The sequence below is a fragment of the Beijerinckia mobilis genome, from assembly GCF_000745425.1.
GTDB classification, from domain to species: domain Bacteria; phylum Pseudomonadota; class Alphaproteobacteria; order Rhizobiales; family Beijerinckiaceae; genus Beijerinckia; species Beijerinckia mobilis.
This window is the reverse complement of record NZ_JQJH01000042.1, coordinates 1-10,846: the sequence shown is the minus strand read 5'-3', so window position 1 is coordinate 10,846 and position 10,846 is coordinate 1. Positions and strand designations below refer to the sequence as shown.

Below are 10,846 nucleotides of genomic sequence, written 5' to 3'. Positions count from 1 at the left end.
GGGGACCGCCACAATCTGTGGTTTCTCATGGGGCAAAATCTGAGAATGGCGGCAGCTTGGTGAGCAGGGTCTCGAAGTCCGCACCGAAATCATTCTGGGACCAACCATATTTGGCCAGAATCTTCAGGGAATCGCTGCATACACAGACCTCTTTGGCAAGTTGCTCCGCGCGGTGGAATGGTTCCCAGTTCAGCTTCTGGCCGCAATATTTGGGTTCGTCTTTGGCGAAATGAAGAGCCCAGACCAAATCGCGAACTCTAGATTTAGCGAGGGCGATCCCGGTGATTTCCGCGATTGATAAGTCTTGATTGCAGACTTCGGTAGAGGTGGTTTCGGTTTCGATTGAAGCCATGATCTTTTCTCCTGTCACTGCGGGTTCGAGGCCGCGTTGCTCAGCGCCTCGATGGCGATCGAAGAGACAGGGGCGGGTCCGCCTTGCACCCGGCCGGGAACCAGCGGCGCTGGTCGAGCCGGGCCGGAGCGCAGCGGAGGATGGCAGAGCGCAGGCTTTCTTGATGATGTGGACACCCCCACCCCCTACTGCCAAACTTCGGCGGATGGGACCAATCAACCGCTAAGAGGGAACGGGCATGTCCAGGCTGACGATAGGGATCGATCTTGCAAAGAACGTTTTTCAGGTTCACGGTGTGGATGCTGTGGGCCAAGTCGTCATCGTGCAAAGGCTGCGACGGTCCCAGTTTCTGTCATATTTCACCAAGCTCAAGCCCTGCTTGATCGGCATGGAGGCTTGCGGATCGTCGCACCACTGGGCTCGTGAACTGACCGCGATGGGTCACGAAGTGAAGCTGATGGCGCCGTCCTACGTGAAGCCCTACGTCAAGCGGGGCAAGAATGACATGGTCGATGCCGAAGCTATTTGCGAAGCAGTCACCAGGCCCAACATGCGTTTCGTTCCGATCAAGACAGTGGAGCAGCAGTCGATCCTGATGCTCCACAGATCGCGGGCGCTTCTCGTTCGGCAACGAACAATGTTGGTGAACGCCCTGCGTGGTCATCTCGCAGAGATCGGAATCGTAGCGCCAATTGGGATCGAGAGGATGGCGGAGCTCGTCGAGCGGGTGCTCACACCCAATGCGACCGAGCTCGACGTTCCGCAACTCGTGCGTGACATCGTCGTATCCTTGGTCGGACAAATCAACTCCTTGACCGCTGAGGTCAAGTCTCTTGAGACCAAGATACGTGAATGGCACCGCACGAGTGAAGCCAGCCGCAGACTGGCGACGATCCCAGGCGTGGGCGTGATCACCGCGACCGCATTTGCTGCAACCATCACGGACCCATCCTGCTTCCGCTCGGGACGCGCGCTTGCGGCATGGTTGGGCCTTACACCGCGCTCGAACTCGTCCGGAGGAAAGCAGAGATTGGGACGGATCACTAAGGCTGGCGACCGCTATCTCCGAACATTGCTCGTCGTCGGCGCGACAGCGATCATTCGATATGCCAGACATAAGGAGAGCGGCCGGCTCACCGGATGGGTCAGGAAGCTGCTGGAAAACAAGTCTGCGCGCCTGACCTCCGTTGCGCTAGCGAACAAGATGGCACGGATCGCGTGGGCCGTCATGACGCGGAATACCGTCTACGGGCCCGCAGCCGCATAGGATATCGACGGAGAGCACGTCACAGAGTTCGGAGGGCCTGCCAGACGATCGTGATGAATACCGGTTATGCCGGGGATCAGGACAACCCGTTCGCGCAACAGCATTATTGAATGCGCTTTCTTGATTGGGACCATGATCCGCGGATTTCATCAGGGCCCGCGGCCGTTCGGCCGATCATCAGAGAGGCCGGACATATGCAAGCACCCGACCGGATTCATAGAGATCAGAAGAAAGGCTTGACCGAGGGGGTGTCCACATATGTTGCGCGAGGAATGGGCGAAGCCCAGGGGAAGAAAGCCGGAGCGCGCCATTGCCAGGCGGTTCCGCTTCTGTCTGATCTGCCATCTTTGAGAGGCGCGAGAACCGCGGCCGGCAACAAAAGGGATGACAGGAAGATTGTGGACAGGCTTTGAGAGCTTCGGCAACCACCTTCGGAACAGGCCTGGGATCGATAATCTTCTGGGAAATGCAAGCGGCTATGTCTGGCCAAGAAACGAGACATTGGGCCGAACCCTGATCAGGTGGGACCTTACGCGGCCTGAGAATGAAAGGCGGGAAGGCCTGGAGCGTGGGAAAGACTTGAGGGTGTTCATGTCAGGACCCATGTTCCGTGAGCCTTGATGGCTTTGTACATGGCATCGGGAGCGAGATCGATTTCGCCGGGCCATGTGACAGCGCCATATTGGACGTAAGCCTCAGTGAAGCGGAGTGGATCGGACAAGGCGGCAAAGACGCCGGCCTTGGGTGATTTAACAAGGGCGCTCATATCGACGATCCCTGCAATGCCGTCATGGAAACGGACGGCGAGGCGATAGGCCGGCAAAGGGATTACATCCCGGACATCGTCAGGCGCTGTGGCAATGATGGGAGGGTTCAGGGCAGGGGCTCGATCTTCTTCGGGGACTGGTTGCGCAAGCATAGATCCCAATTCTCCATCAATTCGTTTTGATGCTGTTTGGCCCATTCCTGGACGAGGGCCAGAGCCCTGGCAGGCAAATTTCCTTCAACGATTTCGAGAGTGTCGATCGCAATTTGTGCGCGATACTCTGCGTAGCGTACATGGAAATGAGCAGGGGCATGGTCGTTCCAGAACATCTGAATAAGAATACCATAGAAGATGCTGAGTGTCGGCATTTTCTGGGTCTCGATCATGCTGCGATAGAATGGCAGCGGGCTCCGTCCTGCCGGGATTTATTCCTGCAATAGGAGCCCTTGCCTTTTCTGGGTGTGATGATTTTGGGACGGGTGTCGCTTGTGACGGCGACATGGGCGTTGGCAATGCGTGCGTGCATGGCCTTTGCGGCCGGATTGCGGGGGGAAAGTCTGTTCTTTTGCTTCATGGTGGTTCTCCTGACTAGCTTTACCGGGCTGTAGCCGGTGGATGAATGGAAGGAAAGCGCCTCGCTGGAGCGAGGCGCCAAGGGTTTCAGCCGTTATTCGGGCGGCTCCAGATGAGCTGGAAGTCGGGCTCTCCCTCGACTTCGACCAGGTTCGCATAGATGGGCGCGGGAAAACTCGGATCGTCCAGCTTGAGCGAGAGATAGCGCTCATTGTCTTCCTGCCGGTGTTTGACCCAGGCCGCGCCGATCTCGGCGCCATTGCGGGCCTTGACCCTGTAGAGCGGAGCGTCTTCCGTTGTGCGCTTGTCATTGAGGACCAGCATCGCGGGGATTGTGCCTTTCAGGATCACAATGCGACCCTTGTAGGTGTCCTTGGCGGCGTCGTAAGAGAAAGAACCAATCGTTGCCATTTCCGTCACTCCCGTGTTTTGAGGCCTGGCGTCCATTGCCGCCTCGATGGCGATCCATGAGACGGGGGCAGGTTCGCCCTGCATCCGATCGGGGACCTGCCGCAGGCGGGTCGAGTCGGACCGAAGCGCAGCGGAGGACGGAGAAGCGGAGGCTTTCTTGGTTCGCGAGGAATGGGCGCAGCCCAGGGGAAGAAAGCAGGAGCGTTTCGTTGCCGGGCGGTTCTGCTCCTGTCAGATCAGCCATTGTCAAAGAGGCGCGAGGACTGCCTGGCCTGCGTTCAGACACGGGAATGATGGAAACGGCGTCGATCTTCGTGCAAGCTTTTGCGATGGTGCTTGGGAGACCGGGGCGTATCTCTGACCGGAAGACAAGAACTGCTTTGGTGCGTGGTCCGGCAAGAACTGCAGAAAACCGGAGAGCCACGCGTTGGAAGGGTTTTGAGCCCCAGGCGCTGAACGGCATGGCTTGAGACAAAGCAGAAGACGCAGAGCGCCTTTCCTGCAGAAGCGTCCCGATCGGAGCTTCCTCATCTGAGCCCTGCGAACCGGGCGTGCGAGACGGAGCGCGATCCGTGAAGAAGCTGCCTCGGCGGAAATTCTGCGCATCGCGCTGGCGCGGTGCTTTCGCAAACGGAAGGCAGCCATGTCGAGGCCGGCTGCGTCAGGGATCAAAACCTGGAGGGCGAAGAGGGCGCGGAGCTTGCGAGCCCGGCCTGGCGAAGCCAGAGACGTCCTGTGTTGGAATCTCTGACGGAGACTGTCGTCAAAGAGTTTCAGGACTGTATGTTTTTCGTTTGGCGAAGATATTCTTCACGCATGTATTCAGGACATGGAGATTTCCAGAATTGCCACCATTGAGCGGGCTTCCAGCCTGCATGTCTTGCAGATTTGACGGCGCTTTCCAGAGCGGCCTCGGGAGTGGGATATCCGGAGACTTTGATAAAGCCATTGTCCAATTCAATGCGGGAACCGTAGGGCATCATAATTTCCTTTGTTATCAAGAATAGATATTCAGTTGGCCTCATCGAATGTGAGGCCTTCATAGAGTTCGGCGAGAGGCAATTCGACGCCGATTTCGGTCATATGAAGGATGGCATCATCCGCGAGAATTTCGAAGGTCCAGGTCTCGCGGGAACGAGCATAGACGGTTGCGCCGATGCGGTCTTGTTCGAGCATGATGTAGCGCTGGATCGATGGTGTGACCTGATATTCACGAGCTTTGACGATACGATCCGTGCTTGCGGTCGATGGACTGAGCACTTCGAAGACGATGACAGGATCGGCAACAGTGGTTCGTTTGTTCTCGACAGGAGAACAAACGACCATGCCGTCGGGATAGCGGGAGGAATTGTCGGCGACGAGAGCCTTGAGATCACTGCCAATAAAACGGCAGGGCTTGCCGCGAAGACGCGTGACGAGTGCCGCGGCAAGATTAGCCTGAATGATGGCGTGAGCTTCGGTGCCACCGGCCATGGCGACAGGTGTATAGCCATCGAATTCATATCGGATGGGCTGTTGTGCTTCCCAGGTGAGGAATTCTGCGCGTGTCATGGGCGTGGAGATTGGCTTGCGAAGAGAGGTTGGCATCAAATTATCCTATCATACAGGCGGGCAAAGGGCTTGAACAAAGAGGCTGGGATCATCCCCAGCCGATATGGGTCGCTCCGGCCTTGAGACTTGCGTCGATGAAATCGGAAAAGTTTTCCAGGCGGCGCTCGATATAACCTTCGGATCGTCCGCAATCGATGAACAAGGCATGGCCAGGTTTCTGGTTTGTCGTTGCCGGAATTGCCGGGGAGCGGTAGCCGAACTGTTTACGCTTTATGACAGTGAGGAGTGCCGTCATGGCCTGAATCGGCGATGGGCTCGAGGAACAGGTTTTCGTAATGCCAAGGACATTGAGAAGAGCCTGTCCATTGGCGTTGGATATTGAAAAGCCGGCTTCATCGGGCAGATCGATAAAGCGCGATACCGTGCCCGTGATGGGGAAGGCATTGAAGGAAATCGTCATTGGGGCTCTCCGTGGAGTGGGGTGGCTGACAGCTGAGAAAAAGCGGGAGCTTTCGCTCCCGCCATGGGGTCAGCACCGTTCGAAGGCGCTCATCTGGCTCTGAGCGGAGCGGCGCTCGACGCGTTGGGAAGCCTCGGCACGGGGAGCGAAAGGCTTCCAGTCCTGGCCGGTGATATCGCGGTAGGCATCGATGGCACCGTGGGCGGCGGCCATGAGGGCGTAGGCTTGGGAGGCCATCTGAGCCGCGAATTCCCGCGCGCGTTCTCGCTTGCTCTCGAAACCGGCCACGCCGTCGCGATCCTCATCGCGGTCATCGCAGGCAAAGGCGCTGTTGAGCCTTGCCGCCTCCGTGGCCTTGTTCGAGTAGAAATTCGCGGCGCCCCAGGCGGAAGCGACATAGGCGCCGACAATCCGTTCGAGATGCATCTGCAGGGCCTTTTCACTCAGAACCCGGCAAAGGGCATCGTTTTCGCGAAGAAAGTTGAGTTGAAGAGTGTCGCGGATTTTCTCGTAATCAACGTCTTCAAGACCAAAGGCCGCTTCGATCTTTTCCATCATCGCATGGGAGGGAGCGATCGTTTGCACCATCTCGAATGTGATGGGCTTGCGCGTCTTTTCAGACTTTTTGTCGAGAGAGGCGGTTGCGTCATCGATGCTCTTGAAAGCCATGATCTTTCTCCTGTCACTGCTGGGCTCGAGGCCGCGTTCCTCAGCGCCTCGATGGCGATCGAAGAGACAGGGGCAGGTTCGCCCTGCACCCGGCCGGGGACCTGCCGCAGGCGGGTCGAGCCGGGCCGGAGCACAGCGGAGGATGGCGAAGCGCAGGCTTTCTTGGTTCGCGAGGAATGGGCGTAGCCCAGGGGAAGAAAGCCGGAGCGCGCCATTGCGGGGCGGTTCTGGCTCTGTCTGATCTGCCATTTTGACGAGGCGCGAGAACGCGGACGGGCCAACAAACAGGGACAGGAAGATCGGGGATCCTTCTCCAAAGAGCGTCGGCAACCGTCTTGGGACAAAGAGACGGCGCAACCCGTCGCAGAGGGGCAAGAGCTTCCTTGCGATGATGGGAAAGAGCGGCCCTGGTCTTTTCAGAAGACGCGAGAGAGCCGCGATACTTTTCCCTTTCGGCGCGCAAACCCTTTGCGGACAGGAAAAGGCTGATGCGTCTTCGCATGGACGAGGCACCTGTTCCGCAAAACCGCTTTCGACACGACAGGGCCATTGAGGCCAACAGCCTTTGCCGATGAGCGCAGGATCAGGAGGCCGGCTTCGGACAGGGCGGGCGGGAAGGAAGGCTCAAAGCCTCTCGCCGCGACCTCGCCGTCCAGGTGACAGAGGCCAGAGATCACCGACTGGAAGCCCTACGCTCTCATGCAGGCTTGCAAATGCACGCGCTTGCATGCGCATGCCAGTATCAAGAGCTTGCCGGGAGAACATCCTGCTGATCACAAGCCGGGAGCCCGTGAGATTCCGCCCCGACGACTAAGCTGCTGCGAAACAAAGCTATTTATTATCAATGCTTTATATTGCGCAGGCGATTCGCTTCGGCTATGATTCGCGAGGATGATGAGAACAGGAGAAGGTCATGCGCGTGGACTATCTGCCGGGCTATGACAATGTGATCCGGTTTCCGGTTGAACGGGAGGGTCGGCCGACGCTGGCGCTGCTGCGGGAGATCGCTCCGGATCCTCGGGATGTTTTCTATGCGGTTGATGCGTTTCGGATTGAACCGCCAATTCATGGCCTTCGCGATGCCGTTGATCGGGAAACGGCTGAATTTATTCTCAACAATATTGATGAAGAGCCCGGTGCGCGCCGCCGGCAGGAGCTCGACGGGCTTTTGCTTCCACTGGTGATCAAGGCGGTGAAGCTGTGCCAGGAGCACGATCGGATGGCCCAGGAAATCGATCGGGCATGGGGCCATTACGAAAAAGCGCGGGGCAAGGATGATCGGGCCAGTGCGCTCTGGATGAATGTCTATGAAGCCAAGGTCATGGCCGCGACGCAGCTTCTGATCGAAGCCTATGAGGCTTCGGAACGGGCGGAAGGCGCGGCGCGCGCGGTCGCCTATGCCATGCGGGGCGAGCGTTGGGAGCCTTATGATCCGGAGAAGGCGATGTTGGAATTGTGTTCCCTGCAGAAAGGATCCACGCTCGGCCGGTGAGGCTGGCAAGTGGACCCTGCTTCGCAAGAAAGCCACGGCGCTGATCCTCCAGCCCGTGGCTTTCGTTTTTCAGGCACCCTTCCATCAGACGGGTGCATTGGGTCCTTCGACGATCTATTCCTCTTCGAGTTGATCGAGACAATCTTCGAGAAATTGCGCGGTCGAATGGCATTGGATCCCTTTGGCGGTAATGAAGCTCGCCATGCCGCCAAATCCATCGGAGCGCATTTTCGAGCACGTCCAGCTGGTTATGACACTGATATATATGATGGTTCTGGATCGTTTGACGACATCCTGCAGTATGTTTTCGTAGGAAAATTCACTCATGTCCAGCCAGGTGGAATCTGTAGCGCCGGCTGGCCGATGTTCGCGAAGCCAGGTGAGGAGAGTGCTTGATCCATCGTCTGGAGCGGCGAGAAGGCGGGCATAGTCTTCTGGCTGGATGGTAATGTGATCTTGCGGCCGGTCTTCATGAAAGAGATACACGCCTTTCCCGGTTTCTGCGTATTGGAAGATTTCGAGAAGAACAGCTTTTTCGAGTTCCGTCATATCCTCTTCGGGAATGATCTGTTGAACGACTGTGGGTGAATAATAATCGGCCAATGGTGATCCTCCAGGAATGCAAAAACCCGGCTTGTGCCGGGTCTTGAGGGAATACAGGTCATCAGAGCTATTCAGACGGTCAAGTGAGTGACAAACACAGCTGACGTGGACTTTCTTTTCTGCGCAGGATGATTATTCAACGAATTCCATATCGTACTTCGATCTTGACGGCTTCTTCATGTAATTTCCTGGCTCGCTCAAGTTCGCGTTTTTTGTGTTCTTCATCCCAATTCGGCTCACCAAATAGCCATTCGCAGGCGCCGGCATGGATGATTTCTCTGGCAATCTCGTCAGACACACGCGTCAATGTTGTATATTCAGTAGGGCCACAGCAATCATGATAGCGGAGTTGAAGCGACCATGGCTTTCCTTCAATCAGCTCGGATGGACGTAAAATAAGATTAGCCATCTCAAAACTCCTCCAGCAAGGTCTTATACGAAGGCATTTCTATTCCGTTTTTTATGACGATTGGTTCAATTTGTTTCTTCGTCATCTTGATCTGCCAGCCTTGCATGGCAGGCAGGTTCATATTCGATCGTGCAGAGAATCTTGTTGCCACAATCCGGGCAGATGATTGTGTGTTCACCGACATTGCCGAGATCTTTGTAGCAGGCGGGGCAGGTCCAGTGATCGTCGCGATTGGGATTGCTGCAATGATCGGAGAAGGGTTCTTTCCGCATTGGGGTTTCCATTCGAGAGATCAGATGAGACCGAGAGCGAGAAGCCAGGAGGGGGCTCCATCAGGACCATGGCCATCGGGTTCGACTTCGTCGCCCGATGGGGTTTCACATTGTCCGTCAGTGAGCCATTCCGTCATGTCTTCGACGGAAGGCAGTTCGCGTGTCTCACGCGCCCATGCCGGCATTTGATTGATCTGGTTCTTTTTTCTGTTCAGCCATTCTTCTGTCGGAATATCCGCTTTCTTGCGGCTAAAAACTTTCCAATCCTCGTCGCCGAGCCTCAGCCGAAGGATATCGCCTTCCTGGGTGATGACGATGAGACCGCGATGTTCCTCGCTGAAATACCGCGCGGCTTCCGTATATTGATCAAGCAGCGACATAAGCAGGCTCCAAAAATGCAAAAACCTGGCTTGCACCAGGTCATGAGGAATGGACAGAGCGGAGAAATGGGAAGGTTTAGAGCCTGTAGGCCGAGACCATTTCCTGAGCGCGTTCGTGATGCTCGAGCATGATCTTGTAGAAGACTTTGCGGTCCGGCCGGAGCTGCGGATCGTTCACCGCGGCGGGATCGAGTTTCTTGATGGCAGCCCGCACGACAGCGCGCCAGCTGGCGTCAACAGGGAGATTCAGGCGGCAGTAGGTTCCAAACATTTGCAGGTTTCCTTCCTGGCAGCCTTGGGCAGGCGGGAGGGGAGAGGGGATGGCAAGAGCGAAAGCAAGCGCGGCAGATCCGGGTAGCGGGTTTCGCCTTTGGTGAGAGCTTCATCGTCATGGAGGAGCAAGGTCCTGACGAGGATGGTTCTGCGGCGTCCGGTGCGCAGCGACCGGATCAAGGCGGTGTCCGAGCGTCGCGAGATAGAGCGGTCTTCCCAGAAGCCGGTTTTCGGATTACGGACCGCGGCGCCCATGAGCCCGTTGAAAAAGGCTTCGACGATCCACGGCTCCCGAAGGTCCGGTTTGCCGCGGAAACGATCGCACCACCAATGATCCGGCTGAATATAATAGATAGAACCGATGGCGATGGTGCCGACGCGCAGGGGATTGTCACCACCCATAAAGCGTTGAGCGTGATATTGGCGGATCATTCAGGCCTCCGGATGAATCTCGGCGACTTCGCGGCCATTGTCATCGAGGACAACGCAAAAAATACGTGTCTTGATCGTGCTTGTCGGTTCGAGGCATTGCGACTGGCCATCGTCGAGAGTGATGCTTTGTGACAAGGCTTTGCGCGCTGTTTCATGAGCGGCAAAGAGGGTCGTCGCGGCCTCTTCCGGGGAGGCGGAATCGACAAAGAATTGGCCCATGCCTGACTGGATGGATTGCTGAACGAGGATCATGCGATGGATTGTCATGGTGATCTTTCTCTGGATTGAGGACTTTGGCGTGTATCAGGCGGCTTCGGACTGGCAGCCGTCGTCATCGGATGGATCGTCGGCTTCGCCGGGGTCGTGTCCCTGGTCTGGCATGTCTTCGTTCATGCCGGGATCGAGACCATCGTCATCGGGATCGACGTCTTCATCGTTCTCGATGCCGGTGGTTTCGCTGATTTTGGCGATCTGCTCGTCGGTGAGGGCGAAGCGGGCGTAGGGGTGGATGTAGGGGGTCTCGCCGATCTGGCTCAGCACGGAGGCGCGGGTGTCCTTGACGCGTTCGCGCGGCAGGACGCCGAGATCGGATCCGGCTTTTTCGAGGGCCGGACGCGACAGGCATTTCAGGAAATCCTCGCTGCCCATCGAAGGCAGGTGCGTGTCCGCGCCGATGGCGTTGCCAGCGATCTGGGCGGGAATGCCACTCGTATGGTAGCCGGTTTTGCAGCTGAGAATATGCGCCAGCGTGGTGCGCGCGGTTTGGCGCAGGGTGTCGGGATCCTGCGTGAGATGGCCGCCTTGGATGATCGGGGCGATCAGGCGTTTGAATGTGCCGTAGGTGTAGCGGCTTGCCAACATAAGCGCCTCTGCTCGCAAACATCGGCATTTTCTGCTCGAATTATCTGACAATGGAGCGGGCGTCGTGCTCACGCT

At 57.1% G+C, this 10,846-nt stretch carries 18 protein-coding genes and 1 pseudogene; 2 read left to right on the top strand and 17 right to left on the bottom strand.

Annotated elements, in window-relative coordinates:
- Window positions 1–25 precede the first annotated feature (25 nt).
- On the bottom strand, window positions 26–352 hold the full coding sequence (locus DL88_RS18065) for a hypothetical protein (protein WP_034999361.1): 327 nt from the start codon (window positions 350–352) through the stop codon (window positions 26–28).
- Window positions 353–590: 238 nt separating this feature from the next.
- Between DL88_RS18065 and DL88_RS18060 the strand changes: the two genes are divergently transcribed.
- Window positions 591–1,619 carry an IS110 family RNA-guided transposase gene (locus DL88_RS18060; protein ID WP_034999359.1) on the top strand — a complete coding sequence of 343 codons (1,029 nt, stop codon included), beginning with the start codon at window positions 591–593 and terminating at the stop codon, window positions 1,617–1,619.
- Window positions 1,620–2,208: 589 nt separating this feature from the next.
- Here DL88_RS18060 and DL88_RS18050 read toward each other — a convergent pair.
- The 8 genes from DL88_RS18050 to DL88_RS20035 all read right to left on the bottom strand — a co-directional run bounded on the left by DL88_RS18050 (window position 2,209) and on the right by DL88_RS20035 (window position 6,049).
- Entirely contained in the window at window positions 2,209–2,538 is a 330-nt protein-coding gene (locus tag DL88_RS18050; RefSeq protein ID WP_034999354.1) for a DUF2442 domain-containing protein, read from the bottom strand.
- Window positions 2,493–2,753: a DUF4160 domain-containing protein gene (locus tag DL88_RS18045; RefSeq protein WP_034999366.1), complete on the bottom strand. Its 261-nt coding sequence runs from the start codon at window positions 2,751–2,753 to the stop codon at window positions 2,493–2,495. The genes DL88_RS18050 and DL88_RS18045 overlap by 46 nt, the downstream gene beginning before the upstream one ends.
- A 14-nt stretch (window positions 2,754–2,767) precedes the next feature.
- Window positions 2,768–2,959, bottom strand: a complete 192-nt coding sequence (locus tag DL88_RS18040) for a hypothetical protein (RefSeq protein WP_034999352.1) — start codon at window positions 2,957–2,959, stop codon at window positions 2,768–2,770.
- A gap of 86 nt (window positions 2,960–3,045) precedes the next feature.
- Window positions 3,046–3,369 (bottom strand): DUF736 domain-containing protein, encoded by a 324-nt coding sequence (locus tag DL88_RS18035; protein ID WP_156971193.1) that lies wholly within the window; start codon window positions 3,367–3,369, stop codon window positions 3,046–3,048.
- A 773-nt stretch (window positions 3,370–4,142) separates the two neighbouring features.
- Window positions 4,143–4,352 (bottom strand): hypothetical protein, encoded by a 210-nt coding sequence (locus tag DL88_RS18030; protein ID WP_034999350.1) that lies wholly within the window; start codon window positions 4,350–4,352, stop codon window positions 4,143–4,145.
- Between the two features lie 28 nt (window positions 4,353–4,380).
- The gene (locus tag DL88_RS18025; protein ID WP_034999347.1) at window positions 4,381–4,956 is read right to left on the bottom strand and encodes a Uma2 family endonuclease; all 576 of its coding nucleotides are present in this window, start codon (window positions 4,954–4,956) and stop codon (window positions 4,381–4,383) included.
- A 52-nt stretch (window positions 4,957–5,008) separates the two neighbouring features.
- Entirely contained in the window at window positions 5,009–5,380 is a 372-nt protein-coding gene (locus DL88_RS18020) for a hypothetical protein (RefSeq protein ID WP_034999344.1), read from the bottom strand.
- A gap of 69 nt (window positions 5,381–5,449) precedes the next feature.
- On the bottom strand, window positions 5,450–6,049 hold the full coding sequence (locus tag DL88_RS20035; protein WP_034999341.1) for a hypothetical protein: 600 nt from the start codon (window positions 6,047–6,049) through the stop codon (window positions 5,450–5,452).
- A 913-nt stretch (window positions 6,050–6,962) separates the two neighbouring features.
- On the opposite strand from DL88_RS20035, the gene DL88_RS18005 reads away from it, so the two are divergent.
- Window positions 6,963–7,541 carry a hypothetical protein gene (locus tag DL88_RS18005; RefSeq protein WP_034999337.1) on the top strand — a complete coding sequence of 193 codons (579 nt, stop codon included), beginning with the start codon at window positions 6,963–6,965 and terminating at the stop codon, window positions 7,539–7,541.
- Window positions 7,542–7,655: 114 nt separating this feature from the next.
- On the opposite strand, the gene DL88_RS18000 is transcribed toward DL88_RS18005, so the two are convergent.
- From DL88_RS18000 to DL88_RS17965, 8 genes and pseudogenes are all read right to left on the bottom strand, one after another.
- A complete protein-coding gene (locus DL88_RS18000; protein ID WP_034999335.1) occupies window positions 7,656–8,144 on the bottom strand; it encodes a hypothetical protein in 489 nt (162 codons plus the stop codon).
- Between the two features lie 136 nt (window positions 8,145–8,280).
- Window positions 8,281–8,553, bottom strand: coding sequence for a hypothetical protein (locus tag DL88_RS17995; protein WP_034999333.1), 273 nt, complete (start codon window positions 8,551–8,553; stop codon window positions 8,281–8,283).
- Window positions 8,554–8,618: 65 nt separating this feature from the next.
- A complete protein-coding gene (locus DL88_RS17990) occupies window positions 8,619–8,825 on the bottom strand; it encodes a hypothetical protein (RefSeq protein WP_034999331.1) in 207 nt (68 codons plus the stop codon).
- A 20-nt stretch (window positions 8,826–8,845) separates the two neighbouring features.
- Window positions 8,846–9,205 carry a hypothetical protein gene (locus tag DL88_RS17985; protein WP_034999329.1) on the bottom strand — a complete coding sequence of 120 codons (360 nt, stop codon included), beginning with the start codon at window positions 9,203–9,205 and terminating at the stop codon, window positions 8,846–8,848.
- A gap of 76 nt (window positions 9,206–9,281) precedes the next feature.
- Entirely contained in the window at window positions 9,282–9,476 is a 195-nt protein-coding gene (locus DL88_RS17980) for a hypothetical protein (RefSeq protein ID WP_034999327.1), read from the bottom strand.
- The gene (locus tag DL88_RS17975; protein ID WP_034999325.1) at window positions 9,452–9,910 is read right to left on the bottom strand and encodes a hypothetical protein; all 459 of its coding nucleotides are present in this window, start codon (window positions 9,908–9,910) and stop codon (window positions 9,452–9,454) included. Before DL88_RS17975 ends, DL88_RS17980 begins: the two co-directional genes overlap by 25 nt.
- A complete protein-coding gene (locus tag DL88_RS17970; RefSeq protein WP_034999323.1) occupies window positions 9,911–10,177 on the bottom strand; it encodes a hypothetical protein in 267 nt (88 codons plus the stop codon).
- A gap of 36 nt (window positions 10,178–10,213) precedes the next feature.
- A pseudogene (locus DL88_RS17965) lies at window positions 10,214–10,846 on the bottom strand (hypothetical protein); the annotation flags it as partial.